The sequence below is a fragment of the Neorhizobium petrolearium genome (assembly GCF_017873175.1).
GTDB lineage: Bacteria > Pseudomonadota > Alphaproteobacteria > Rhizobiales > Rhizobiaceae > Neorhizobium > Neorhizobium petrolearium.
In genome coordinates this window covers 40477-66691 of the sequence record NZ_JAGGJW010000002.1, presented here as the reverse complement: position 1 = coordinate 66691, position 26215 = coordinate 40477, and the positions used below count along the sequence as shown (strand labels likewise).

Sequence of the window (26215 nt, the reverse complement as noted above, 5' to 3'; positions counted from 1 at the left end):
CAAATGCGCAAGGCGCGCGTTTGCCACCAAAATCCCCGCCCATCGAGACTTCGGAGAGGTAGGCAACGGTGTCTGAATCACAGTTGAATGGTGATCTCGCACGTGCAGACATAGTGAGGCTCATTCCGGCTCTCCGCGCCTTTGCCCGTACCTTCTGCCGCAATCCCACCGATGCGGACGATCTGGTGCAGGAAACGCTGATGAAGGCGCTCGCCAATCTCGACAAGTTCGAGCCGGGCACCAAGCTCAAAAGCTGGCTCTTCACGATCATGCGCAACACGTTCTACACGCGCGCCAAGGTGCTGGGACGTGAGGCACCGGGAATCGAGGAAAACGTTTCGGGCGATACGGCGGTAGCCGCATCGCAGGAAATGGCCGCGCGGGCGAGGGAGGTGCAGCGCGCGCTCCAGAAGCTGCCGCCGCATTATCGCGAGGTGCTGACGCTGGTGGCTATTCTTGGCGAGAGCTACGAGGCGGCGGCCGAAATCTGCGATTGCGCGGTCGGTACGGTCAAAAGCCGGCTCAACCGGGCCCGGCATCAGATCCTGCAGGAATTGGGCGAAGAGACGACCTAAGCCATCAGGCCGGGTCCTGGTCCAATTCCGGATAGTGCCTGAATATGCCCGAGTCGTTGAATGCGAGCCGGCGCTTCGAATTGACATAAGCCTCGATATTGGGACGCTTCCGGACGAGGTCGCGCAACTTCGCGACATCCGGATAATCCCTGTCGAAGTTCCGCATGGCACGGGGAAAGGCGTAGGCGAGCCCCTCGGCGATCTGGAAGAGCGATAGATCGGCATAGCTCAGGGCGTCACCGACGGTGTGACCGTTCTTTGCCCGGTTTGCCTGGATGACATGGTTGAAATAGCCCAGAAATTTCGGCACCCTCTGCCGCAGGAAGGCCTGTGTGCGGGCCTTCGCCTCTTCCTTCTGATCCTCGTAATAGTCTGTGGTGCTGATCGGGTGGTGCGTGTCATGCGCTTCCGCGACAAAATCCGTCAGGGTAAGCTGAAGGCCATGGATGAAGATGCGGCTTTTCTCCTCCCTGGGCACGAGGTTCAGCTTCGGCCCGAGATAATGGAGGATATTTGCCACATGCGAGACGACGATATCGCCGTCCTTCAGAAAGGGAGGCGCAAAAGGCATTGCCAGATACCCTTGCTTGCCATTCAGATACGCCATCATCGCCGACATGCCGTGGCTCGATCGGGCGACATCCACATATTTGGCGCCGGCCTCTTCCAAAGCCAGCCGCACGAATTCGCCGCGCCCCTGGAGACCGTCCCAGTAATAAAGTTCGTAAGCCATGATCACTCCAGAAAATCGGCAATTTTCCTCAGATCCTCGACAAAGCGGGCACGGTTGAGTTCCGCATCCGCCCGATCCCGGCTCCTCAGCAAGGCCGAGGGGTGAAACGTCACAAGCATGGGCACACCGTTCGGCGAATTCAGGACCTTGCCGCGGTCACGCGTGACTTTTGCCTGTCTGCCCAGCAGAGAATAGAGCGCAGTCGCGCCAAGCGCCACTACCAGTGTCGGCTTGATGAGGCGCAATTCCGCTGCCAGCCACCAGGCGCAGGCCTGCACCTCTCCGGTCTTCGGTTTTGAATGGATGCGCCGCTTGCCACGCAGCGTGAACTTGAAGTGTTTCACTGCATTGGTGACGTAACACATGTCGCGATCGATGCCGGCCTCCTCGAGGCACCGGTCGAGCAGCTTGCCGGCAGGGCCGACAAAAGGCTGTCCGGCCTGATCTTCCCTGTCGCCCGGCTGTTCGCCAACGAAAAGAACCTTCGCTCTTGCCGGCCCTTTTCCGAAGACGAGATGAGTGGCGCTCTTGTAGAGATCGCAACGGGTGCAGCTTTCCGCCTCTTCCCTGACCCTGGAAATGCTTGAGCCTTCTGCACCGGTTGTCTCGAAGGCGGGGCCCTTGCGCGACGTCAACATGACGGAACTCCCTTCATGGGCGCCAAACCAGTTCGATGTCCGGCGGTTCCGGAAGTCGACGGAAAAGGTTGTCCAATATCCATTGGAACTTTTGGGCAAAACCCGTGTTGAAAGCGCAAAGGTGTCGCAGGGTTCCCGCGCGCCTCGCTTTACTGTTTTCACGGACGGGATTTCACTATGGCCATTAAGATTACCGCGATCCTCTTCACGCTGATCGGGATCGCGCTGGCCGTCGGGGGCGGGCAATTGGTGCTGCTCGGCGGAAGTGCCTATTATCTGATTTGCGGTCTCGGTTTCGTACTGACTGCCATTCTTCTGTTTCTCAGACACGCCATTGCCCTCCGGGTCTATGCCGTCCTCATACTCGCCTCGCTGGTCTGGGCGGTCTGGGAGGTCGGGTTCGACTGGTGGCAACTCGGTCCGCGCGGCGGTGTCATCATTTTGCTGGGTATCTGGCTGCTGACGCCCTGGATCCGCAGGCCGCTCGGTTTCTCAAGCCCGACCGGTATGCGCTACGGCGCAAGCAGCACGCCGCTGGCGCTTGCGGTCGTCATCGCCATTGCGGTGGCGATCTTCTCGATGTTCATCGATCCGCTGGATCAGAGTGGCGAGTTGCCGGAGCAGTCCGTCGCCGCAGCCCCCGAAATGGGGGGCGACGTGCCGCCCGGCGAATGGCACCAGTACGGCCGTACACCCTACGGCCAGCGTTATTCGCCGCTCGACCAGATCAATGTCGAGAACGTCGCGAATCTCCAGGAGGTCTGGCGCTACCAGACGGGCGACGTGAAGCGGCCGGACGATGTGGGCGAAACGACCTATCAGGTGACGCCGCTGAAGGTCGCCAATACGCTTTACCTCTGCACGCCGCACAATCTGGCGATTGCGCTCGATGCGACGACCGGTCAGGAGAAATGGAAATACGATCCGAATTCCGGCATGAACCCGGACCGCCAGCACCAGACCTGCCGCGGGGTCAGCTATTATCGAGACCAGGCGACGGCTCCCGGTTCGCCCTGCGCCGAACGGGTTTACCTGCCCACCTCGGATGCGCGGCTGATTGCGCTCGATGCTGCAAACGGTGAGGTTTGCGCGTCCTTTGCAGACAGCGGCACGCTGCATCTCGAAACCGGCATGCAGTACAATCCTGCAGGCTATTATTACTCGACCTCACCGCCGGCTATCGCAGGCAACAAGATCATCATCGGCGGTGCGGTCAACGACAACTATTCCACACAGGAACAGTCCGGCGTCATCCGCGCCTATGACGTGAATACGGGGCAACTCATCTGGAACTGGGATTCCGGCAACCCCACCCAGACGCAACCGCTCCAGCCGGGGCAAACCTACACGACCAATTCGCCAAACAGCTGGTCCGTCTTCAGCGTCGATGAGGAACTCGGCCTCGTCTATATCCCACTCGGCAACCAGGTGCCCGACCAACTCGGCATGGGGCGCAGCGAAAACGTCGAGAAATATTCCTCCTCGATCGTGGCCCTCGACCTGAATACCGGCGCAGATCGCTGGGTGCGCCAGACGGTGCATCACGATCTCTGGGACATGGACGTTCCGGCCCAGCCGGTGCTCCTCAATCTCACCATGCCGGACAATACGGTCGTGCCGGCGCTGGTCGGGCCGACCAAGCAGGGCGACATCTATGTTCTCGACCGGCGTACGGGGGAGCCGATTATTCCGGTCACCGAGGAGCCGGCGCCGGGTGGTGCCATCCCCGAGGATCACACGGCGCCAACGCAGCCGACCTCCGCATTGACGTTCAAGCCGCAGCCGCTGCGAGAAAAGGACATGTGGGGCATCACCATGTTCGACCAGATGGTGTGCCGTATCTGGTATCACCAGTACAACTACGAGGGCCGCTATACGCCGCCCTCTCTCAAAGGCACGATCGTCTATCCAGGCAATTTCGGCACGTTCAACTGGGGCAGCGTCGCGGTCGATCCCGAACGCCAGGTGATGTTCGGCATGCCGACTTATCTCGCCTTCACCTCGCGGCTCGTGCCGCGCGCGGAAATCCCGCCGAAGGGACAGGGCGAGAGGGGCAGCGAGCAGGGGCTCAACCGCAACGAAGGTGCGCCCTACGGCGTCTATATGGGGCCGTTCCTGGGGCCTTTGCAGATTCCCTGCCAGGCGCCGCCCTGGGGTTACGTGGCAGGCGCCGACCTGCGCACGGGCAAGATCGCCTACATGCACCGCAACGGTACGGTCTACGACATGACGCCGCTGCCGCTGCCCTTCAAGGTCGGCGTGCCCGGCATCGGCGGGCCGATCATCACCAAGGGTGGCGTCGCCTTTCTCGGTGCAGCAGTCGATAATTATCTGCGTGCCTATAACCTCACCAACGGCCGGGAATTGTGGAAGGCACGACTTCCGGCCGGCGGTCAGGCTACGCCGATGACCTACGCAATCGACGACGGCCGGCAATTGGTGGTGATGGTCGCCGGCGGCCACGGTTCGATCGGAACCAAACCCGGCGATTACGTGATCGCCTACGCGCTGCCGCGCTGATTGTTGTTCACTTTTCCCTAGAGGTCAGGCAACTGCATATGGGGAACCGAACAAAGCGAGGCGATGAGGGGGTGCACACGCGACAAACTCATCGCCAGCTCATTTGGCTTCGCCCCCCTCATCCGGTTCGGACCACCTTCTCCCCGCTGGGGAGAAGAGGGAACGCATTGCCTACATCATCACTCCATAGAAGCCTCAGCAGGTTACAGCGGCCTTGGTGCGTCATTGAAGAAGGAAGGAGCAATAGAGCGAATCTCGTTGCGGACCGTCGTGACGCCGGGTACGCCGCGGGCCACCTCGTCGGCCCGGCTGATTTCTTCCGGAACCTGGACCACGCCTCCAAGCGTCACCTCGCCGCCTTGCGCCGTCACGGTCACGTCGCTTGCGTCGACGCCGCCGGCCGAAGCCAGTGCATCGGCGACCGCGCTTTCAAGCGCCGCACGGGGAGGAAATTCCACTTCCACTTCGGCGGTCGTCTCATGAAAATGCTGATGTTTGAAGACCATCTGTCGTTCTCCCGTTTCCGATGGGAAAACAACGTTTGTTCCGGCAAATTGGTTTCAGGAGGTGCCGAGGACCGAAGCGATGACGTCCTGAAGCTGATTTTGCGAGAAAGGCTTCGGCAGCCGCGGCAGACGGTTGTCACCGCCGGTGGGCAGTTCCGCGTAGCCGGTTGCAAGCACGACCGGCAGCCCGGGCCACTCTTCGCGGATGGCGGCCGCCAATTCCGAACCGGTCATGCGCGGCATGGAATGGTCGGTGATGACGAGATCGAATTGACGCTCCCCTTTGCGCAGCGTGTCCAGCGCCTCTGCACCGCTATAGGCTTCGATCACCACGTGCCCCAGATCCTCCAGCATCAGCGTCGTATTCATGAGGACCAGGGCGTCGTCATCCACGGCGAGGATGGTGAAGGCACCCTTGGGGGCCTCGGCGGGTGAGGGCATGGAGGTCTCTGAAAATTGCGGGGTGTCATTTGCGTCTGCGACGGGCAGGAAGAGCGAAACCGTGGTGCCCTTGCCCTTCTCGCTTTGGATCACGAGCTTGCCACCCGATTGCTCGGACAAACCCTGGACCATCGGAAGGCCAAGTCCTGTTCCCTTGCCGACACCCTTGGTAGTGAAAAAAGGCGTCGTCGCCCGGACCAGCGTTTCCTCATCCATCCCTTCGCCGGTGTCTGCGACCGAAAGCCGGACGTAACGGCCGGGCTTCAGCTTTTCCGACCCTCCGTCTACAACATGTTCCTCGGCATGGATGGTGATCAGACCGCCGTTCGTCATTGCGTCGCGGGCATTGACGACAAGGTTGAGAAGTGCGGTTTCGAGTTGTACGGGATCGGTCATGACCGGGGGAAGCTGGGGCGGGAAGTGGGTCTCGATCCTGGTATCGGCGCCGAGGGACCGTTGTACGAAATCCATCATGCCGTTCATCAGGGCCTGTGCGTCGACGGCTTCCATGTTGAGTTCCTGCCGACGCGAGAAGGCGAGCATGCGTTGGGTCAGTGCGGCACCACGCTCGGCGCCCTGGATGGCATTGTCGATCAACGGCATCAGAGCCGGATCATTCGGCAGGCGTTTTTTCAGGATTTCCAGACTGCCGAGGACAGCCATCAGAAGATTGTTGAAGTCATGCGCGACGCCACCGGTCAGCTGGCCGATGGCCTCCATCTTCTGTGCCTGGAAAAGCTCCTCGCGAGCCTGGGTGAGTGCCTTCTGCGCTTCGACCTTATCCGTGATGTCGCGGGTGATCTTGGCAAAGCCCAGGAGTTCGCCATGCTCGTTGCGGATGGCATCGATGATCACATGGGCCCAGAAGCGGCTGCCGTCCTTGCGTTGTCGCAGCCCCTCCCTCTCGACGCGTCCTTCTCTCCTGGCGGTTTCCAGGCTTTTTGCCGGCTCGCCGCGCTCGCGGTCCTCTTCCGTATAGAATTGCGAGAAATGCTTTCCGACGATCTCCTCGGCCCTATATCCCTTGATGCGCTCGGCCCCGATATTCCAGTTGCTGACATAACCTTCCGGATCGAGCATGTAGAGCGCGTAGTCCGTGACGCTCTGCACGAGGAGCTGGAACTTCTGCTCGCTCTGCCTGAGGTCGACTTCCGCCCGCTTGCGCTCCGACAGATCGCGGGTGACCTTGGCGAAGCCCAGGATCTCGCCGGACCGGCCCCAGATCGGATCGATGATGGCATGCGCCCAGAAGCGAGTGCCATCCTTGCGAACATGCCAGCCTTCGCTTTCGAAGCGTCCTTCCGTCGCCGCCGTCCGCAAGGCGTTTTCGGGTACCTGGGCGAGGCGGTCTTCATTCGTGTAGAAACAGGAAAAGTGCTCTCCGAGGATTTCCCACGCCTCGTAGCCCTTGAAGCGCTGCGCCCCCGGGTTCCAGCTCGCCACCCTGCCGTCAGGGGCGAGCATATAGATGGCATAATCGGTGATCGCATCAACAAGAAGCCGATAGCGCTCCTCATCAAGTAGCGAAACGTCGTAGCTTTGCGGCATGCTCATCCAATTCCCCGGGCCCGCCGAACGCGGTTCAACACGCCCAAACGTGAATTATAACATTTGGTTCCCAGTAAAGATGATTTTTCGTCACAGTGTAGCCGCTCGGTTCAAGGTTGACAGATGATAGTTTTCGCTTTACGAATGACGAAAAATGAAAATCGTCAGTCGTTAAGTGAAAGCCGTCAATCCATGGAAGTCAGTGAAAATACCATAGAGGCGACGAGGCAGGAGAACGTCAGTCGCATCCTCGATGCGGCGGAACGCCTCTTCAAGCACTACGGCTATACCAAGACCAATGTCGCCGATATCGCCCGCGATCTCGGGATGTCGCCGGCCAATATCTACCGCTTCTTCTCGTCAAAGGCGGATATTCACCAGGCGCTGGCGAACCGCATGCTCGACGGCAGCTATCAGATGGCTGTGGCCAATGCGAAGCGGCCGGTGAGCGCGACGGAGCGCCTGCACGATCACGTCCTGCAGCAGCATCGGCTGACCCTCGAGACCATGCTCGACGAGAAGAAGGTGCACGAGATGGTGGTGATCGCCATCGAGCAGCAATGGCCGGTGATCCAGCAGCATCTGGACCGCCTCCGCTTGCTGATCGCCGACCTGATCCGGGAAGGCATCGATGCCGGTGAATTCCGGGAACAGAACCCGCTGCTGGCGGCCGAGAACTTCATGTCGTGCATGGTGAAGCTGTGCCATCCGATGTTGATCGCCGATTGCCTGCTCGAAAGGCAGATCGGGCAGCCGGAAGATCTCGTGGAATTCGGCCTGCGTGCCTTGAAATAACTGCCCTTATCGAAATCCCGCCATCAGGAGTGCGGCGCCATGTTTCTTGTGAAGACCAGACGTGATGTCTCGTTTCTCGTCAAAGGCCTCGTTGTTGCGACCGCGCTCGGTGCGCTGGTGGCCTGCTCGGACGAGAAGAAGGCCGAAGCGCCAGAGGTGGTTCGGCCTGTCAAGGTGATCGAGGTCTCTGCCGCCGATCAGGGCCGGAAGGTTGAGTATTCCGGCTCCGTCAAGCCGCGCACGGAGATGAATCTCGGCTTCCGTGTCGCCGGCAAGATTACCGAGCGGCTGGTAGATATCGGTCAGCCGGTCAAGCCGGGCGATGTGCTTGCGCGGCTTGATGCGACCGATTACCAGCTCGCCGTCCGCCGCGCCGAGGCCGATCTCGCCGCCGCGCAGAAGCAGGCGGAGATCACCGAGCTCGCCAAGCGCCGGGCCGACAGCCTCTATTCCAAGAACGTCGCCTCCCAATCGGCCATGGAACAGGCGACGCTTGCCTATGACCAGGCTGTATCCTCCCGCCAGTCGGCGGTTTCGGCTTTGCAGGAGGCGCGTAACCAGGTCGCCTATACCGAGCTCAAGTCGGACCAGAACGGAATCGTCACCGCCGTCAGCGCCGATATCGGCCAGGTTGTCGGCACCGGCACGCCGGTCATTTCCGTCGCCGTCGATGGCGACAAGGAAGTGCAGATCGCCGTTCCGGAAATGGACGTCGCCAAGTTCAGCCCCGGCAAGACGGTCAAGGCGCGCTTCTGGTCGGCGGCCGACCTTGTACTCAACGGCAAGGTTCGGGAAATCGCAGGTAGCGCCGATCCGCAGTCGCGAACCTTTGCCATCCGCGTCAGCCTGCCGGACGACCCGCGCGTCCTTCTCGGCATGACCGCGACGATCGAGGCTGTCGAGGACAATGCCGCGCCGACCTGGTCCATTCCGCTTGCGGCTCTTGCCAAGAAGGGCGGCCAGTCGGTTGTCTGGATCGTCGATCGTGAAAAGGGGATGGTGGGTTCGCGCCCGGTGACCGTCGCCGATTTCTCCGATGACGGCGTGCGCATTTCCGAAGGACTTTCGAAAGGCGACCTCGTCGTCTCGGCGGGCACGCAATTCATGCGTGAAGACATGAAGGTGAAGCTGCCGGAAGCAGTTGCCTCCCGATTCGGCAGCGCCACCAGCATCAGCACCGCGTCGGTTATGCCCTGATTTCAAGAACCCGGCCCTAAAGGACCACGACCATGAGCTCCTCCCATCAGGACAATCCTCCGGAAAAGGCCAGGTTCAACCTGTCCCGCTGGGCGATCGGCCATCCGAGCATTGCCCGCTTCCTCTTCGGCCTTATCATCGCCATGGGCGTGCTCGGCGTCATGAACATGGGCCAGAAGGAGGACCCGGATTTCACCTTCCGCGTCATGGTCGTGCAGTCCATCTGGCCCGGCGCCTCGATCGACGACATGCAGAACCAGGTCGTCAACAAGATCGAGCGCAAGCTTCAGGAAACGCCGCATCTCGACTGGGTGAAGTCCTATACCCGCGCCGGTTTTGCGATCACGACCGTGCAGGTCAAGGGCGATACGAATTCCGCGGAAGTGGCCGACGCCTTCTATCAGGTGCGTAAGAAGATCGGCGATATAAGGCAGGATTTGCCTTCCGGCCTGCTCGGCCCCTATTTCAACGACGAATTCGGCGACACGTTCATCACGATGCACGCGATCGTCGGCGAGGGATACAGCTATCCGGAGCTGAAGCAGTTTGCCATTCAGGCACGCGACATGCTGCTTGCCACGCCGGGCGTCGAGAAGGCGGTCATTCTCGGCGACCAGCCGCAGAAGATCTTCATCGACGTTTCCTCAAAGGCGCTGGCTGAACGCGGCCTGACCGTCGTCGACATCCAGAATGCGCTTGCCGGCCAGAACAATGTCGATCCGGCCGGCAGCGTGGAGACCGCCGAGCGCTCGGTTCGCATCTCTGTCGAAGGCGATGTCACGACGCCCGAAGACATCCGGGAACTTCGCCTGCGCGCCGGCAGCCAGGTGATCCGGCTCGGCGACATAGCGACCGTGAAGGAAGGTCTCGAGGACCCCTTCCAGCGCAAGTTCCGCTTCGACGGCCAGGACAGTGTGCAGCTTGGCGTCGTCATGGCGAACGGGTTCAAGGTCACCGATGTCGGTCACGATATCGAGGCAACCTATCACCGCTTCGAAGAGACGCTGCCGGTCGGCGTTTCGGTGCACCAGATTTCCAACCAGCCGGAGGTGGTGACCGAAGCCGTCGGCGAATTCACCAAGGCGCTGATGGAAGCCCTCGTGATCGTCCTGATCGTCTCGCTGATTTCGATCGGCTGGCGCTCGGGCATCGTGATCGCGATCGCAATCCCCCTCGTGCTCGCGGCGACGCTCGCCATCATGTATTACATGGGCATCGAGCTGCAGCGCATCTCGCTCGGCGCGCTGATCATCGCGCTCGGGCTGCTCGTCGACGACGCGATGATCGTTGTCGAGATGATGGAACGCAAGCTGGAGGAAGGGTTGCATCGCATTGATGCGGCGAGCTTCGCCTATTCGTCCACTGCCTTTCCGATGCTGACCGGCACGCTGATCACCACCGCCGGCTTCATCCCGGTCGGCTTTGCCGAATCCACCGCCGGCGAATATGTCCGCACGCTTTTCTATGTGGTGGGCATCGCGCTCGTCACCTCCTGGTTCGTGGCGGTCTATTTCACCCCCTGGCTCGGCTACATGATCCTCAAGCAGCGGGCGCATGCCGGCACCCATCACGATGCCTATGACACGCGCTTCTACCACCGCCTGCGCAGCACGGTCGGCTGGGCGGTGCGCCACCGGATCATCGTGCTCGTCCTGACGCTCGCAGCCTTCTTCGGGAGCCTCTGGTCCTTCCAGTTCATCCCGCAGAGCTTCTTCCCGCAGTCCTCGCGGCCGGAAATCCTGGTCGACATGTGGCTGCCGGAAGGAACCGCGATCGAGGAAGTGGAACGGCAGGCGAAGGCGCTTGAAACCAAGATCTTGCCCGATCAGGACAAGACTTTCGTCGCCACCTATATCGGCGAAGGCGTGCCGCGCTTCTTCCTACCGCTCGACCAGCAACTCCGGAACCCGAATTATGCGCAGCTCCTCGTCATGTCGAAGGATGTGGACGCAAGAGAGAGGCTGATCGTCAAGCTGCGCCAGATCCTGGCGGAGGATTTCCCGACCGTGCGCGGCAAGGTTGATCGTCTCTTCCTCGGCCCGCCGACCGGCTGGCCGGTGCAGATGCGCGTCATAGGGCCGGACAAGGCTGAGGTCCGCCGCATCGCCGACCAGGTCAAGGAACGCTATCACCAGCAGCCGCTGTTCGGCTCGATCCATGACGACTGGATGGAACCGGTGCCGGCCATGAAGCTGGTCATCGACCAGGATCGCGCCCGGGCGCTCGGTGTTTCCTCGCAGCGTGTCCGACAGATGCTGCAGACGGCGGTCTCGGGTGCACCGATCGATGATTTCCGCGACGGCGAGGAGACGGTTTCGATCGTCGTCCGCGAGCCGGATGCGACGCGCAGCCTGCTGTCCGCCGTGCAGTCGGTCTATGTCCCGACGGATTTCGGCGGTTTCGTCCCCGTCTCGCAGATCGCCAAGGTCGAGCCGGTGCTGGAACAGGGCATCGAGTGGCGCCGCGACCGCCTGCCGACGATCACCGTCAAGGCGACGTTGCCGGACGGCGTCGAGTCGACCCAGATGGCGCTCAACTTCTACAACTCGATCGCCGATCTGCGCGCCAGCCTGCCTGCCGGCTACAAGATCGAGATCCAGGGCGGCGCCGAGGATTCTGCCGAAAGTCAGGCGTCAATCGCTGCCAAGGCGCCGATCATGCTGCTGGTGATCCTGGTGCTCCTGATGGTGCAGCTCCAGCATTTCGGCAAGGCCATGCTGGTGCTGGCGACCGGTCCGCTGGGTATCATCGGTGCAGCCATGGCGCTGCTCATCACCGGCGCACCCTTCGGCTTCGTGGCGATCCTCGGAGTCATCGCGCTCCTCGGCATCATCATCCGCAACTCGATCATCCTCATCGACCAGATCGACCAGGATATCGCCGCCGGCATGGCACGCTCGGAAGCGATCGTGGGGGCGGCTGTCCGGCGCTTCCGGCCGATCATGCTGACTGCGATGACGGCGGTGTTGGCGCTGATCCCCATCTCCCGCGGCGTCTTCTGGGGGCCGCTCGCCTATGCGATGATGGGCGGCATCCTGGTCGCCACGGTGCTGACCATCTTCGTACTGCCGGCTGGCTATGCGCTCTTCTTCGGCCGCGAGAAGAAGGACGAAGACGACAAGGGCGACCGCCAGCCGGCCAATCAGGGCGACTTGTTCGAAAGCCGTGAAACGCCCCTGCCCATGGCGGCCGAATAACGTCGCGCGCCTTCCTCGGGAGCCTGGTAACTCCTGAGGAAGGCGTCCTGATTGGCGCGGACGGATTGAAAGATATAATCCGTCACCATTCTCACCCGCGGCACATGACTCAGGTCGCGATGGCAGACCAGCCAGTAGTTCCGCCTGATCTCCACTTCGTCCGGCAATACGATCTGCAGGTCCGGATAGGAGCGGGCGATGAAATGCGGCAACACACAGAGGCCGAGCGCGTTCAGCGTCGCGGTGAGCTGCGCGAAGATGCTGGAGCTCTGGAAGCGCGCCTTGATGCCGGGGTGGACCTCACCCAGATAGTCGAGCCCCGGCACGAAGATCATGTCCTCGATATAGCCGATGAAGGGATGGCTCAGGAGATCCTGCCGGTTGCGGATCGGAGCCGCCCCGGAAAGATAGGCCCTCGATCCGTAGACGTTGAGGCTGTAATCGGTGAGCTTTTCCGTCAGATACGGTCCGTCCTTCGGCGGATCGAGGGAGACGGCAATATCCGCCTCCTTGCGCGACAGCGACATGATCTGCTGGATCGTCACCAGTTCCAGGGTGATGTTCGGGTGGCCGTCACAGAAATTGCGGATCTTGTCGGCGAAGAAGAAATTCGCGAACCCTTCCGGCGTGCTGAGCCTGACGACGCCGCGCTGCGCGGTCGTGCCGGAGGTGATGTCGGCCTGCAGCCGGTCCGCCTCCGCCTCGATCCGCTCCGCCGCCTCGATGAAGCGCTGGCCCATGCCGGTCAGCACATAGCCGCGCGGATTGCGCTCGAAGAGTTTCACCTTGAGGGAAAATTCCAGCCGGTCGATCCTGCGTGAAACCGTCGCATGGCTGGTGCGCAGCTGCCTGGCGGCGGTCGAAAGCTGCCCCGTGCGCGCCACGGCCAGAAAATATTGCAGGTCATCCCAAGTAAAGTTCGCATTGGCAGACAAGTCGAATCCTTAATCTGTTCAAAAATGCACAGATACTGTTTGCAATTAATTGCAGGTCCCTGCTTGCGTCAACAGCAGTTTTCGAGAACCATGGGATTGGAATGGCTGCTTTGAGGAGGGCAGCTCATCAATTTTGAACAGACACTTTGGGAAAATCTCCGGGTACTTTCTGTGGGCACACTCTCTGGGAGGAGAAATCATGCGCAAGACACTTCTGACATCTCTGGCTGTCCTTTTTGCAAGCACTGGGCTTGCAAGCAGTATCGCGTTTGCGCAAAGCGCATCCGACGGCAAGGTCAAGATCGGCATCCTGAACGACCAGTCGGGCGTCTATGCGGATTTCGGCGGCAAGTCCTCCGTGGAGGCCGCGAAGATGGCGGTGGAGGATTTCGGCGGCAAGGTGCTCGGCGCTCCGATCGAGATCGTCGATGCCGACCATCAGAACAAGCCTGATATCGCCTCCAATATCGCCCGCCAGTGGTACGATACCGAGCAGGTCGATGCGATCATGGAACTGACGACTTCTTCCGTCGCGCTGGCCGTGCAGGCAATCGGCAAGGAAAAGAAGAAGATCGACATCGTCACCGGGGCGGCGACCACCGACCTCACCGGCAAGCAATGCAGCCCCTACGGCTTCCACTGGGCCTATGACACCCATGCGCTTGCGGTCGGCACCGGTGGCGCGCTCGTCAAGCAGGGCGGCGACACCTGGTTCTTCCTGACCGCCGACTATGCCTTCGGTTACTCGCTGGAACAGCAGACCAGCGACTTCGTCAAGGCGAACGGCGGCAAGGTCGTCGGCGCGGTCCGCCATCCGCTGGCGACCACCGACTTCTCGTCCTTCCTCCTGCAGGCGCAGTCCTCGGGCGCCAAGGTCATCGGTCTTGCCAATGCCGGCCTCGACACTTCGAACGCCATCAAGCAGGCGGCTGAGTTCGGCATCACCGCCGGCGGTCAGAACCTTGCCGCGCTCCTCTTCACGCTTGCCGAAGTGCATGGTCTCGGCCTTGAAGCCGCGCAGGGGCTGACGATGACGGAGGGCTATTACTGGAACCTCGACGACCAGAGCCGCGCTTTCGGCAAGAAGTTCTTCGAGCGCACCAAGAAGATGCCGAACATGGTTCATGCCGGCACCTATTCGGCGGTGACGCAGTATCTGAAAGCCATCGAGAAAGCCGGCACGGATGATACGGACGCCGTCGCCAAGGCGCTGCATGAAATGCCGGTCGACGATTTCTTCGCGCGCGGCGGTACGGTTGCCGCGAACGGCCGGATGATCCACGACATGTATCTGCTGCAGGCGAAGAAGCCCGCCGACAGCAAGGAGCCGTGGGATTACTTCAACGTGCTCGCCACGATTCCCGGCAAGGAAGCCTATATGGATCCTGCCAAGAGCGGCTGCGAGCTGGTGAAGTAATGGCTTTCGCCGCGATAGCAACGCATGAAGAGCCGCGGGTGGTGCTTTCCGCCCGCGGCCTCACGAAACACTTCGGCGCCTTCGCGGCGGTGAAACAGGTTGATCTCGACGTCCAGCATGCCCGCGTCCACGCGCTGATCGGCCCGAACGGGGCCGGCAAGACGACCGTCTTCAACCTGCTCACCAAGTTCCTGCAGCCGACGGGGGGGTCGATCACGCTGCTCGGCACAGACATCACCAGCACGCCGCCGGACAAGGTGGCGCGCATGGGCCTTGTGCGTTCCTTCCAGATTTCCGCCGTCTTTCCGCATCTTTCGGTGCTCGACAACGTGCGCGTAGCATTGCAGCGGCCGAACGGCCTTTCCACACAGTTCTGGCTGCCGCTCTCCTCGCTCGACCGACTGAACGCGCGGGCCGACGAACTGATCGAGACCGTCGGTCTCAAACGCGAACGCAATGCGCTCGCTGCCGACCTTTCCTATGGCCGCAAGCGCGTGCTGGAGATCGCCACGACGCTCGCGCTCGATCCGAAGGTCCTGCTGCTCGACGAGCCGATGGCCGGGATGGGGCAGGAGGATATCGGCACGGTCGCCAACATCATCCGCGAGGTGGCGAAGACCCGTGCGGTGCTGATGGTCGAGCACAATCTTTCGGTCGTCGCCGACATCTGCCACCACGTCACGGTGCTCCAGCGCGGCGAAATCCTCGCGGAAGGCGATTACGCGACCGTCAGCCAGGACGAGAGGGTGCGGCTGGCCTACATGGGCTCGGAGGAGACCTGAGATGACGCCGTTGCTGCAAGTCTCCAACCTCAATGCCTGGTACGGCGAAAGCCATGTGCTGCATGGCGTCGACATGACGGTGGGCGAGGGCGAGACCATTACCATCCTCGGCCGCAACGGCGTCGGCAAGACGACGACGCTCAGGACCATCATGGGGATTATCCGCGAGCGGAAGGGCGAAATCCGCTTTGCCGGCAAGGACATGTTTTCCGTGCCGCTGCATCGCATCGCGCATGCCGGCCTCGGCTTCGTACCGGAGGAGCGCGGTATCTTCTCGACGCTGACCGTCGAGGAAAACCTCATGCTACCGCCGGTCGTTGCCGAAGGCGGTATGACACTGGACGAGATCTACGCGCTTTTTCCGAATCTTCAGGAGCGCCGCTCCAGCCCCGGTACAAAACTCTCCGGCGGCGAGCAGCAGATGCTGGCAATCGCCCGTATCCTGCGCACCGGCGTCAAACTGCTGATCCTCGACGAACCGACCGAGGGGCTGGCGCCCGTCATCGTCCAGCGTATCGGCGAGGTGCTGAAGAAACTGAAGGAGCGCGGCATGACAGTGCTTCTGGTGGAGCAGAATTTCCGCTTCGCGAGCCGTGTCGCCGATCGCTTCTATCTCATGGAGCATGGTAAGATGGTCGCGGATTTCCCGGTGGGCGAACTGCCCGACCGCATGGACATGCTGCACAAGGTGCTTGGAGTCTGACGGATGGTGATGATCTTCGGCATACCGCTCCAGGCCTTTCTCGGGCAACTCCTGATCGGCCTGATCAACGGTTCGTTCTATGCGCTGCTCAGCCTCGGGCTTGCGGTCATTTTCGGCCTCCTGCGCGTCATCAACTTCGCTCACGGCGCGCAATACATGCTCGGCGCCTTCGTCGCGATGCTCTTGCTCCAGTATTTCGGGATCAACTACTGGTTCGCGCTGGTCCTTGGTCCGCTGATTGTCGGCCTGTTCGGGGCGCTGATCGAACGGACGATGCTGTCCAGGCTCTACAAGCTTGATCCGCTTTACGGACTGCTCTTCACCTTCGGGCTGGCGCTGACGATCGAGGGCACGTTCCGCTATCTCTATGGTGCGGCCGGCCAGCCCTATTCGGTGCCGTCGCAACTTGCCGGCGGCACGAATCTCGGCTTCATGTTCCTGCCCATCTATCGCGGCTGGGTGGTGGTTGTATCGCTCGTCGCCTGCATCGGCACCTGGCTGCTGATCGAGAAGACCAAGCTCGGCTCGTATCTGCGCGCCGCCACCGAGAACCCGGTGCTGGTGCAGGCCTTCGGCGTCAACGTGCCGATGCTGCTGACCTTCACCTACGGGCTCGGCGCCGCGCTCGCCGCATTTGCCGGGGTGCTCGCCGCACCGATCTACCAGGTCTCGCCGCTGATGGGCTCGAACATCATCATCGTCGTCTTTGCGGTGGTCGTCGTCGGCGGGATGGGCTCGATCATGGGCGCCATCCTGACCGGCTACATGCTCGGCATTGCGGAGGGTCTGACCAAGGTGTTCTATCCGGAGGCCTCGAATATCGTCATCTTCGTCATCATGGCGATCGTGCTTCTCCTGAGGCCTGCCGGCCTCTTCGGACGGGATGCGTAACATGACCGACCTTACTCAAAGCACCGTCAAACGGCACCCCGAACGGTCAACCACGGCCTCGGTGACCTATGCCGCCTTCCTGATCGCCGGGCTCGCCTTCCTCGTCGTTGCGCCGGCCTTCTTCTACCCGATCTTCCTGATGAAGCTTTTATGCTTCGCGCTCTTTGCCTGCGCCTTCAACCTGCTGCTCGGCTATACGGGGCTCTTGTCCTTCGGGCACGCCACCTTCTTCGGAGGCGCCGCCTATTTCACCGCCCACGCGGTGAAGGAATGGGGCTTTCCGCCGGAACTCGGCGTCTTGACCGGCGTCGTCGGTGCAGCACTGCTCGGCCTCGTCATGGGTTACGTGGCGATCCGCCGGCAGGGGATCTATTTCGCGATGATCACGCTGGCGCTATCGCAGATGTTCTTCTTCTTCTGCCTGCAGGCGGAGTTTACCCAGGGCGAGGACGGCATCCAGTCCGTGCCGCGCGGCCATCTCTTCGGCTTCATCGACCTCAACCAGTCAAGCAACATGTATTACTTCGTGCTGGCCGTGTTCCTGATCGGCATGGTGGTCATCTGGCGTTTCATCAACTCGCCCTTCGGCATGATCCTGAAGTCGATCCGCGAGAACGAGGCGCGCGCCACCTCGCTCGGCTATTCCGTCGCGCGTTACAAACTCGGCGCCTTCGTCATGTCGGCGGCGCTTGCCGGGCTTGCCGGCGGCCTGAAGGCGCTGGTCTTCCAGTTCGCGACGCTGACGGACGTCGCCTGGCAGATGTCCGGCGAGGTGATCCTCATGACGCTTCTCGGCGGCATTGGCACGCTGATCGGCCCGATCTTCGGTGCCGGCCTGGTCGTCACGCTGCAGAACTATCTGGCGACGTCGGAATTCCCGGTGACGATTATCACCGGCGTCGTCTTCATGGTCTGCGTCCTCGTCTTCCGGCGGGGCATTATCGGAGAATTCTACGCCTCCCGGCTCGGCCGGAAGCTTGGTTTCGAGCATCGGCGCTGAACGGTCAAAGCCATGGAAAACTACGATTACATCATCATCGGTGCGGGCAGCGCCGGCTGCGTCCTGGCCAATCGCCTCTCGAAAGACCCGGATAACCGCGTCCTGATCATCGAAGCTGGCGGCAAAGACAATTACCACTGGGTGCATATTCCGGTCGGCTATCTCTATTGCATCAACAACCCGCGCACCGACTGGTGTTTCACGACCGAGAAGGAGGAAGGCCTCAACGGCCGCTCGCTTTCCTATCCGCGCGGAAAGATCCTCGGTGGCTGCTCCTCGATCAACGGCATGATCTATATGCGCGGCCAGGCGCGAGACTACGACCTCTGGCGGCAGATGGGTTGCACCGGCTGGGGCTGGGACGATGTCCTGCCGATCTTCAGGAAATCGGAGGATTTCTACAAGGGCGCCGACGAGATGCACGGCGCCGGCGGCGAATGGCGGATCGAAAAAGCCCGCGTCCGCTGGGCGGTGCTCGACGCTTTCCAGCAGGCGGCGGAAGAGGCCGGAATCCCGATCATCGACGACTTCAACCGCGGCAATAACGAGGGCTCCAGCTATTTCGACGTCAACCAGCGTTCCGGTATTCGCTGGAATGCGTCGAAGGCCTTCCTCAAGCCCGCGATGAAGCGGCCGAACCTCACCGTGCTGACCAAGGCGCATGTGCGCCGCCTGATCATCGAGAACGGCGAGGTGAAGGGCGTCGAATTCCAGCACGACGGCGTGACGAAGAAAGCCCATGCGAGGAAGGAAACCGTGCTCAGCGCCGGGGCGATCGGCAGTCCGCATATCCTCGAACTCTCCGGCGTCGGCCGCGGCGAGGTGCTGCAAAAGGCGGGCGTCGAGGTGGTCAAGGAGGTGAACGGCGTCGGCGAGAACCTGCAGGACCATCTGCAATTGCGCATGGTCTACAAGGTCACCGGCGTTCCGACGCTCAACGAAAAGGCGTCGAGCCTGATCGGCAAGGCGGCGATCGGGCTGGAATATGCATTCAAGCGCTCCGGGCCGATGTCCATGGCGCCGAGCCAGCTCGGCATCTTTACGAAATCCGGTCCGGACAGGGAGACGCCGGATCTCGAATACCATGTCCAGCCCGTCTCGCTCGACAAGTTCGGCGATCCCGTCCATGCCTTCCCGGCTATGACCGCGAGTGTGTGCAACCTGCGTCCCGAAAGCCGCGGCTCGGTGCATCTCAAGAGCCCGGATTTCGCAGCCGCCCCCGGCATTCATCCGAATTATCTCTCTACCGCCGGCGACCGAGATATCGCGGTGAGGGCAATCCGGCTCACCCGCGATATCGTCAAGAAGCCCGCCTTCGCGCGTTACCATCCGGAAGAATACAAGCCCGGCCCGTCCTTCGAGACCGATGCCGACCTCGAAAAGGCGGCGGGTGATATCGGCACGACGATCTTCCACCCGGTCGGCACGGCGCGAATGGGCGCAGACCCGGAAAGCGTGGTCGATCCGCGTCTGAAAATGCGTGGGCTCGGAAAACTTCGTATCGCCGACGCCTCGATCATGCCCAATATAACATCCGGCAACACCAATTCGCCGACGATCATGATCGCCGAAAAGGCGGCGGAGATGATCCTGGCGGATAACCGTTAAACCGGAGATGCGCATGACTGATACCGCCATTCAGAGTGACGAAGTCCTTCTCGACCACGTTGGTTCGGCGGCCGTCATCCGGCTCAACCGCCCAAAGGCCCTGAACAGCCTGAACCTTGCCATGGTGCGGGACATGAAGGCGGCGATGGAGCGTTTCGCCGGCGATCCGGAAGTCTCATGCGTCATCGTGAAAGGCGAGGGGGAGCGGGGGCTTTGCGCCGGCGGCGATATCCGCGTCATCCACGAGATGGGCAAGGCGCACGACCCGGAGGTCACCCGCTTCTGGCGGGAGGAATTCCCGCTCAACTACATGATCTCCCGTTACGAGAAACCCTATGTGGTGCTGATGGATGGTATCGTCATGGGCGGCGGGGTGGGCATTTCTTCGCATGGAAAGCACCGCGTCGTGACGGAACGGACGCGGCTTGCCATGCCGGAGACCGGCATCGGTTATGTGCCGGATGTCGGTGCCACCTGGCTCCTGCCGCACGCGCCGGGCGAGACCGGCACCTGGATGGCGCTGACTGGCGAAATGGTCGGCGCGGCGGATGCCATCTATGCCAATCTCGCAGACGCCTGCGTTCCATCCGAGCGCCTGCAGGGGCTGGTCGAGGCCCTGGGCGAGCTCAAGGGCGGCGCTTCCGACGAGCAGGCGCGGGCGGTGATTGATCGTTTTGCGGTCGTGCCGGGCGAGGGGCAGTTCGCTATCCATCGCGACCTCATCGATCGCACCTTCCGCTTCGATAGGGTGGAGGAGGTCGTCGCGGCCCTGAACAAGGAAGAGGGCGAGTTTGCCGTCAGGACGCGCGAGATCATCTCGAAACGCTCGCCGACAAGTCTCAAGCTGGCCCTGCGGCTGCTGCGGCTCGGACGCGCAAGTTCGAGCCTTGTCGAATGCCTGGAACGGGAGTTCACTGCCGGCGTGGAAATCCTCAGGCACCACGACTTCTACGAGGGCGTGCGGGCCGCGATCATCGACAAGGATCGCAATCCGAAATGGCGGCCTGCGACGCTCGAAGAGGTGAGCGAGGCCGACCTCGACCGTTATTTCGCCGTGCGGCATCCGGTGTTGTTTGCGGACCACAGGCTCTGAGAAATACAGGAACGGGAGGAAGACATGACCAAGATCGCATTTATTGGCCTCGGAAACATGGGCGGGCCGATGGCCGCCAATCTGGTGAAGGCCGGTCATGAGGTGCATGGCTTCGACCTTTCGGATGCCTCGGTGAAGGCGGCTGCCGGCGCAGGCCTCAAGGGCGCTGCGACGCTTGCGGAAGCCGTTCACGACGCCGAATGCGTCATCACCATGCTGCCGAAGGGAGAGCATGTCATTGCGGTCTGGACGGACCTTACGACGCTCGTTCCCGAAGGGACGCTCGTCATCGACTGTTCGACGATCGACGTGGAAAGCGCCCGCAAGGCGCACAAGCTCGCGGAGGTGATGAACTGCGTCTCGCTGGATGCGCCGGTTTCCGGCGGCACCGGGGGGGCTTCGGCCGGCACGCTCACCTTCATGGTCGGCGGTTCGCAAAAGGCGTTCGCGTCGGCCAAGCCTATCCTCGAGGCCATGGGCAAGAAGATCGTCCATTGCGGCGAGGCAGGGGCCGGGCAGGCTGCCAAGATCTGCAACAACATGATCCTCGGCATTTCGATGATCGGCGTCTGCGAGGCCTTCGGGCTTGCCGAAAAGCTCGGCCTCTCGCACCAGGCGCTGTTCGATGTTGCCTCCACTTCGTCGGGACAATGCTGGTCGCTCACCACCTATTGCCCAGTACCCGGACCGGTGCCGGCCTCACCCGCCAACAACGAATACAAACCGGGTTTCGCCGCGGCGCTGATGCTAAAGGACCTGACGCTGTCGCAGCAGGCGGCAAGGCAATCGGGTGCTGCAACGCCGCTCGGGAGCCATGCGACCGAGCTCTATGCGGAGTTCGAGAAGTCTGGCCATGGCGGAGACGATTTTTCCGCAATCATCCGGATGCTGCGCGAAAAGGCGGGCGCTTGAGTTTTTCCGGAAACACTTTCGCCCACGCAGGCGGAGCCGGCATGGTTGGGAGTGGGGCAGGCAGCGGCATTGGGTTTGGGAGGTAGGATTTTCTGCCTGCCCCGGCCGTTTCGGTGATCTTTCGAGAGTTGTCAGTTCCCGTCCAATCGTCTTTCACGACCATCACCGGAAACCGCGGTCCGAGAACCTTGATGAGGAGGCCGGCTCGCGAACCCGGTTCCCATCCGATGACGCGAGGATTATCGCGCCGGTTTTGCGGGCGGGGACAAACGGCACGGGCCGTTCGCTCCAAGTCGTTGATGGTCAGACGGTTTATTTTTCGAAGACGCCGAAATCATCCCCGCAGGCGATCCGCCCGGCGGGGCTTTGTTTGCGTTTGTTTGTCCCGAGCGATGGGAGTAAGATTCATACCCCCTGGCCGACCGGCCATGGACCTGTGATGGAGGAGAACATGGGTCGCAAATTTATCGATTGCCGCGAATTTCCGAGCGAAACGAAATGCACCGTAGCCATGTCGGCTGACAGCACCGACGAGCTTGTCGATGTCGCGGTCCAGCACGCCGTTTCCGTGCATGGTCGTCAGGACACGCCGGAGTTCCGCACGGAGATCAGGAAAGCCATCCACGACCTGGAAGCCCCGCGCAGCGTCGCGTGACGGGTTCACGATGGAGGTCCCGTATAGTCATGGCAGTGCCGCCTCTCGGGAGTGGAGGCGGCATGATCCTGATGGCGAGCGAAAAGCTTTGCCAAATAGGAGCGAAAATGGACGAAATTTCTAAAGGGATGCGCAAGCAGGGTCCCCGGTTCCTCGCGATCCGGCACGCCAGCCGGTAGTTTCAGCGGAACAATCAAACACCGGAGACTTGCATGAACCGCCTCCTGATCCTCGGCACCGCGTTTGCGGCGCTTTTCGTCACGCCTGCACTGGCGCAGGAGCCGAACAAGCTTCTCAACGCCTCATACGATATCGCCCGCGAGATCTTCGCGGCCGAAAACGAGGCCTTCATCAAGAGCCATCCGGGCGTCACCATCGACCAGTCGCATGCCGGTACGTCGAAGCAGGCCCGTTCGATCGTCGAAGGTCTCGAAGCCGATGTGGTCACCTTCAACCAAGTCACGGATGTCGAATTTCTGGTGAAGCAGGGTTTCGTTTCCGCGGACTGGCAGAAGGCATTCCCGAACAACGCTTCGCCCTTCTATTCCTTCCCGTCCTTCCTGGTCCGCGCCGGCAATCCGAAGAACATCAAGGACTGGAGTGACCTTGCCCGCGACGACGTCCACGCCGTCTTCCCCAACCCGAAGACCTCCGGCAATGCGCGCTACACCTATCTCGCGGCCTATGCCTGGGCCAAGGAAGCTTATGGCGGCGACGAGGAAAAGATCGAGGCGTTCATCGCCAAGATCTTCGACAACGTGCCGGTCTTCGACACCGGCGGCCGCGCCGCGACCACGACCTTCGTCGAGCGCGAGACCGGCGACGTGCTGATCACCTTTGAGGCGGAAACCCGCAGCATCGTCAAGCAGTATGGCGCCGACAAGGTCGAGAGCGTCATTCCGTCCGTCAGCCTGCTTGCGGAATTCCCGGTCGCCGTGGTCGACAAGGTCGCCAAGAAGCACGGCTCCGAAACGCTTGCGAAATCGTACCTGGATTTCCTCTATTCCGAGGACGGCCAGCGGATCGCGGCGGAGTTCGGCCATCGCGTCCACAACGACAAGGTCGTCGCCGAGTTCAAGGACGAGTTCCCGGAAATCCGCCTCGTCAACGTCGATGACGTGTTCGGCGGCTGGAGCAAGATCCAGACGGAGCATTTCTCTTCCGGCGGCACTCTCGACAAGCTTTACGGCAGTCGCTAATCCCACATCGGACCGGTTTCCTCCTGCCCGGCGGGCTTTGATCCGCCGGGTTTTGCCGTGAAAAAGGAATAGCAGTTTGAGACGCAATGTCCTGCCCGGATTGCCGCTCTCGCTGGGCGTGACCCTCACCTATGTCGGCCTGATCGTGGTCCTGCCGCTTGCCGCGCTGGCGTTCAAGGCGGCAAGTCTTGGGCCGGAGGACTACTGGCGGATCGTTTCGTCGTCGCGGGCGCTCGCCAGCTATCGGGTCACGGTGCTTTCGGCGCTCGCCGCGACCGCTTTCAATCTGGTGTTCGGCTTGGCGCTCGCCTGGGTGCTGACGCGCTACCGCTTTGCGGGATGGCGCATTGTCGATGCCATGGTGGATCTGCCTTTCGCACTGCCGACGGCGGTTGCCGGCATCGCGCTGACCGCGCTGTTTTCCACCAATGGCTGGTTCGGTTCCGTGCTTGCCGAGTTCGGCATCAAGGTCGCCTATACGCCGCTCGGCATCATGATCGCCATGTGCTTCACGTCGCTGCCTTTCATCGTGCGCACCGTCCAGCCGGTGTTGGAGGACCTCGACCCGGCGCTGGAGGAGGCGGCGCAATCGCTTGGCGGTTCTGACTGGGAAATCTTCCGCAAGGTCATCCTGCCGCTCCTGACGCCTGCGCTTCTGGCGGGCGTGTCCCTCTCGTTTGCCCGTTCGCTCGGCGAGTTCGGGGCCATCATCTTCATCGCAGGCAACCAGCCGATGTCGACGGAGATCACCGCGCTTCTGATCTTCATCCGGCTGGAGGAATACGATTACCAGGCGGCGGCCGCGATCGCCTCCGTCCTGCTGCTGACCGCCTTCTTCATGCTCGCCGTCACCAACTGGATGCAGGCGCGGGCGCTGCGTTATACGGTGAGGAACTGACCATGAGCGCCATCGCTACCCGCCGCAAACCGCCGCGCATCGGGGATGGACCGGTTTTCCGCCGTAGCCTGATCGGCGTCGTGCTCGTCCTCGTCGCCATTCTCATCCTCGCGCCGCTCATCATTATTGGCGTCGAGGCTTTTTCGAAAGGCTGGCAGGTCTATCGTGACACGATCGCCCATCCCGACACGCGGCATGCGATCATGCTCACGGTGCTGACAGCGCTCGTCGCCGTACCGGTCAATACCGCCTTCGGCATCGCGGCGGCCTGGGCGATCACCAAGTTCGATTTCTGGGGCAGGCGCTTCCTGCTCGTGGTGATCGAAATCCCGTTCTCGATCTCACCGATCGTCGCCGGTGTCGCCTATCTGTTCGTCTACGGGCTGCAAGGCATTTTCGGCCCGGTGCTGGATGCCTACGGGATCAAGATCCTGTTCGCGATCCCCGGCATCATCCTGGCGTCGATGTTCGTGACGGCGCCCTTTGTCGCCCGTGAGCTCATCCCGCTCATGCAGGCGCAGGGCCGCGACCTGGAGGAGGCCGCCACGTCGCTCGGGGCGTCCGGCTGGCGCACCTTCTTCGCGGTGACGCTGCCGAACGTCAAATGGGCGCTGCTTTACGGCGTGGTGCTCTGCAATGCCCGCGTCATGGGCGAATTCGGCGCGGTCTCGGTCGTTTCGGGCAATATCCGCGGCCAGACCAACACGCTGCCGCTCCATATCGAACTGCTCTATCACGACTATCAGGCGGCCGGCGCCTTTGCTTCCGCCTCGATCCTGGCGCTCATCGCCGTCTTCACCATCATCGCCAAGGTGGCGCTGGAACGCCAGGGGGCCGGCCGCGTCCGCCCAAGGGCTCCGGAAGCCGCCAATCTTGCGGAGAAAGCCTCATGAAAATCCGCCTCGACCATGTCGTCAAAACCTTCGAGACTTTTCGCGCCGTCAGGGACGTGTCGCTGGAGATCGAGAGCGGCGAACTCGTTGCACTGCTCGGCCCGTCCGGTTCCGGCAAGACGACCATCCTGCGCATGGTCGCGGGCCTCGAGTATGCCGATGGCGGCCACATCTATTTCGGCGAGCAGGATGCGACTGGCATTCCCGTGCGCGACCGGGGCGTCGGTTTCGTCTTCCAGCACTACGCGCTCTTCCCGCATATGACGGTTGCGGAAAACATCGCCTTCGGCATGAAGGTCTCGAAAGTGAAGCGCGAGAAAGCCGCGATCGACACCCGTGTCGGCGAGCTTTTGCGTCTCGTGCGCCTCGAAGGCCTCGGCGACCGCTTCCCGGCGCAGATTTCCGGTGGCCAGCGGCAGCGCGTGGCGCTCGCCCGCGCGCTTGCGGTCGATCCGAAGGTGCTGCTGCTCGACGAACCATTCGGTGCGCTCGACGCCAATGTCCGCCGCGACCTGCGACGGTGGCTGCGCGAAATCCATTCGGAACTAGGGATCACCACGCTTTTCGTCACCCACGACCAGGAGGAGGCGCTGGACCTCGCGGACCGCGTCGTCATCCTGAAGGACGGGCATATCGTCCAGCAGGGTACGCCGGAGGAGGTCTGCCGCGATCCGGGCTCCGCCTTCGTCATGAAATTCCTGGGTGACGCCAACATGATCGCGGCGGAAGTGCGCGACGGCAAGGCCTATGCCGGCGGCGCGGCGATCGAGGTTTCCGGGCTGGCGGACGGCAAGGCGGAACTCTACGCCCGTCCGGCCGATCTCGACTGGTCACCGCAGGGGCCGGGCATTCCGGCAAGCATCAACCGCGTGCTGGACCGGCCGGGCGGCCGGCGGGTATTGGCGACAACAGAGGCCGGCGAGCATCTGGAATTCGACGTCGAGCCGGAACGGGTGGTGAAGGCTGGCGATGGCGGGTTCGTGACGCTCAGGCGGGCAAAGGTGTTCGCGATCGGTTGAGCTTTTGGGGCTGAGATACCCCCTCTGTCCGGCCGGACAGAGGGGGTATCGCGGGCAATG

The 26215-nt window shown here is 61.9% G+C and carries 23 protein-coding genes; 18 read left to right on the top strand and 5 right to left on the bottom strand.

Going from position 1 to position 26215, the window contains the following annotated elements:
- The first annotated feature begins 68 nt into the window (after window positions 1-68).
- Window positions 69-575 carry a sigma-70 family RNA polymerase sigma factor gene (locus tag J2046_RS04320; RefSeq protein ID WP_325169724.1) on the top strand — a complete coding sequence of 169 codons (507 nt, stop codon included), beginning with the start codon at window positions 69-71 and terminating at the stop codon, window positions 573-575.
- Between the two features lie 4 nt (window positions 576-579).
- On the opposite strand, the gene J2046_RS04315 is transcribed toward J2046_RS04320, so the two are convergent.
- Both J2046_RS04315 and J2046_RS04310 read right to left on the bottom strand, forming a co-directional pair.
- Window positions 580-1308, bottom strand: a complete 729-nt coding sequence (locus J2046_RS04315) for a glutathione S-transferase (protein ID WP_210049854.1) — start codon at window positions 1306-1308, stop codon at window positions 580-582.
- A 2-nt stretch (window positions 1309-1310) separates the two neighbouring features.
- Window positions 1311-1946 carry a UdgX family uracil-DNA binding protein gene (locus tag J2046_RS04310; RefSeq protein WP_210049853.1) on the bottom strand — a complete coding sequence of 212 codons (636 nt, stop codon included), beginning with the start codon at window positions 1944-1946 and terminating at the stop codon, window positions 1311-1313.
- A 177-nt stretch (window positions 1947-2123) separates the two neighbouring features.
- Here J2046_RS04310 and J2046_RS04305 point away from each other — a divergent pair, with 177 nt between their 5' ends.
- Window positions 2124-4466: a glucose/quinate/shikimate family membrane-bound PQQ-dependent dehydrogenase gene (locus J2046_RS04305; RefSeq protein ID WP_210049852.1), complete on the top strand. Its 2343-nt coding sequence runs from the start codon at window positions 2124-2126 to the stop codon at window positions 4464-4466.
- 203 nt (window positions 4467-4669) lie between these two features.
- Here the strand turns inward: J2046_RS04305 and J2046_RS04300 are convergent, their stop codons facing one another.
- Together J2046_RS04300 and J2046_RS04295 are read right to left on the bottom strand one after the other, a co-directional pair.
- Window positions 4670-4972, bottom strand: a complete 303-nt coding sequence (locus tag J2046_RS04300) for a BON domain-containing protein (RefSeq protein WP_210049851.1) — start codon at window positions 4970-4972, stop codon at window positions 4670-4672.
- A gap of 54 nt (window positions 4973-5026) precedes the next feature.
- Window positions 5027-6967, bottom strand: a complete 1941-nt coding sequence (locus J2046_RS04295) for a hybrid sensor histidine kinase/response regulator (RefSeq protein WP_210049849.1) — start codon at window positions 6965-6967, stop codon at window positions 5027-5029.
- Between the two features lie 186 nt (window positions 6968-7153).
- Between J2046_RS04295 and J2046_RS04290 the strand changes: the two genes are divergently transcribed.
- The 3 genes from J2046_RS04290 to J2046_RS04280 are packed head-to-tail and all read left to right on the top strand — an operon-like array spanning window position 7154 to window position 12150.
- Window positions 7154-7756 carry a TetR/AcrR family transcriptional regulator gene (locus tag J2046_RS04290; RefSeq protein ID WP_210049847.1) on the top strand — a complete coding sequence of 201 codons (603 nt, stop codon included), beginning with the start codon at window positions 7154-7156 and terminating at the stop codon, window positions 7754-7756.
- A 39-nt stretch (window positions 7757-7795) separates the two neighbouring features.
- The gene (locus J2046_RS04285) at window positions 7796-8953 is read left to right on the top strand and encodes an efflux RND transporter periplasmic adaptor subunit (RefSeq protein ID WP_210049846.1); all 1158 of its coding nucleotides are present in this window, start codon (window positions 7796-7798) and stop codon (window positions 8951-8953) included.
- Between the two features lie 32 nt (window positions 8954-8985).
- Window positions 8986-12150, top strand: a complete 3165-nt coding sequence (locus J2046_RS04280) for an efflux RND transporter permease subunit (RefSeq protein ID WP_210049845.1) — start codon at window positions 8986-8988, stop codon at window positions 12148-12150.
- On the opposite strand, the gene J2046_RS04275 is transcribed toward J2046_RS04280, so the two are convergent.
- Window positions 12096-13085, bottom strand: a complete 990-nt coding sequence (locus J2046_RS04275) for a LysR family transcriptional regulator (protein ID WP_210049844.1) — start codon at window positions 13083-13085, stop codon at window positions 12096-12098. The genes J2046_RS04280 and J2046_RS04275 overlap by 55 nt on opposite strands.
- A gap of 199 nt (window positions 13086-13284) precedes the next feature.
- Here J2046_RS04275 and J2046_RS04270 point away from each other — a divergent pair, with 199 nt between their 5' ends.
- From J2046_RS04270 to J2046_RS04210, 13 genes are all read left to right on the top strand, one after another.
- Entirely contained in the window at window positions 13285-14502 is a 1218-nt protein-coding gene (locus tag J2046_RS04270; RefSeq protein WP_037154701.1) for an ABC transporter substrate-binding protein, read from the top strand.
- Window positions 14502-15284 (top strand): ABC transporter ATP-binding protein, encoded by a 783-nt coding sequence (locus J2046_RS04265; RefSeq protein WP_210049843.1) that lies wholly within the window; start codon window positions 14502-14504, stop codon window positions 15282-15284. The genes J2046_RS04270 and J2046_RS04265 overlap by 1 nt, the downstream gene beginning before the upstream one ends.
- Before the next feature lies 1 nt (window position 15285).
- On the top strand, window positions 15286-15987 hold the full coding sequence (locus J2046_RS04260) for an ABC transporter ATP-binding protein (protein ID WP_210049842.1): 702 nt from the start codon (window positions 15286-15288) through the stop codon (window positions 15985-15987).
- A gap of 3 nt (window positions 15988-15990) precedes the next feature.
- Window positions 15991-16878: a branched-chain amino acid ABC transporter permease gene (locus J2046_RS04255; protein WP_210049841.1), complete on the top strand. Its 888-nt coding sequence runs from the start codon at window positions 15991-15993 to the stop codon at window positions 16876-16878.
- 1 nt (window position 16879) lies between these two features.
- Window positions 16880-17878 carry a branched-chain amino acid ABC transporter permease gene (locus J2046_RS04250; RefSeq protein WP_210049840.1) on the top strand — a complete coding sequence of 333 codons (999 nt, stop codon included), beginning with the start codon at window positions 16880-16882 and terminating at the stop codon, window positions 17876-17878.
- A 12-nt stretch (window positions 17879-17890) separates the two neighbouring features.
- Entirely contained in the window at window positions 17891-19486 is a 1596-nt protein-coding gene (locus J2046_RS04245; RefSeq protein ID WP_210049839.1) for a GMC family oxidoreductase, read from the top strand.
- Window positions 19487-19499: 13 nt separating this feature from the next.
- Complete coding sequence (locus tag J2046_RS04240; protein ID WP_210049838.1) at window positions 19500-20579, top strand: enoyl-CoA hydratase/isomerase family protein; 1080 nt, start codon at window positions 19500-19502, stop codon at window positions 20577-20579.
- Between the two features lie 24 nt (window positions 20580-20603).
- Window positions 20604-21491: a 3-hydroxyisobutyrate dehydrogenase gene (mmsB, locus tag J2046_RS04235; protein ID WP_210049837.1), complete on the top strand. Its 888-nt coding sequence runs from the start codon at window positions 20604-20606 to the stop codon at window positions 21489-21491.
- A gap of 451 nt (window positions 21492-21942) precedes the next feature.
- Window positions 21943-22146, top strand: a complete 204-nt coding sequence (locus J2046_RS04230) for a DUF1059 domain-containing protein (RefSeq protein WP_210049836.1) — start codon at window positions 21943-21945, stop codon at window positions 22144-22146.
- 212 nt (window positions 22147-22358) lie between these two features.
- Window positions 22359-23345, top strand: a complete 987-nt coding sequence (gene cysP / locus J2046_RS04225; RefSeq protein ID WP_210049835.1) for a thiosulfate ABC transporter substrate-binding protein CysP — start codon at window positions 22359-22361, stop codon at window positions 23343-23345.
- Window positions 23346-23421: 76 nt separating this feature from the next.
- Window positions 23422-24243: a sulfate ABC transporter permease subunit CysT gene (gene cysT, locus J2046_RS04220; protein ID WP_210049834.1), complete on the top strand. Its 822-nt coding sequence runs from the start codon at window positions 23422-23424 to the stop codon at window positions 24241-24243.
- A 2-nt stretch (window positions 24244-24245) separates the two neighbouring features.
- Window positions 24246-25136: a sulfate ABC transporter permease subunit CysW gene (gene cysW, locus J2046_RS04215; RefSeq protein ID WP_210049833.1), complete on the top strand. Its 891-nt coding sequence runs from the start codon at window positions 24246-24248 to the stop codon at window positions 25134-25136.
- On the top strand, window positions 25133-26155 hold the full coding sequence (locus J2046_RS04210) for a sulfate/molybdate ABC transporter ATP-binding protein (protein WP_210049832.1): 1023 nt from the start codon (window positions 25133-25135) through the stop codon (window positions 26153-26155). Before cysW ends, J2046_RS04210 begins: the two co-directional genes overlap by 4 nt.
- The last annotated feature ends 60 nt before the right edge of the window (window positions 26156-26215 follow it).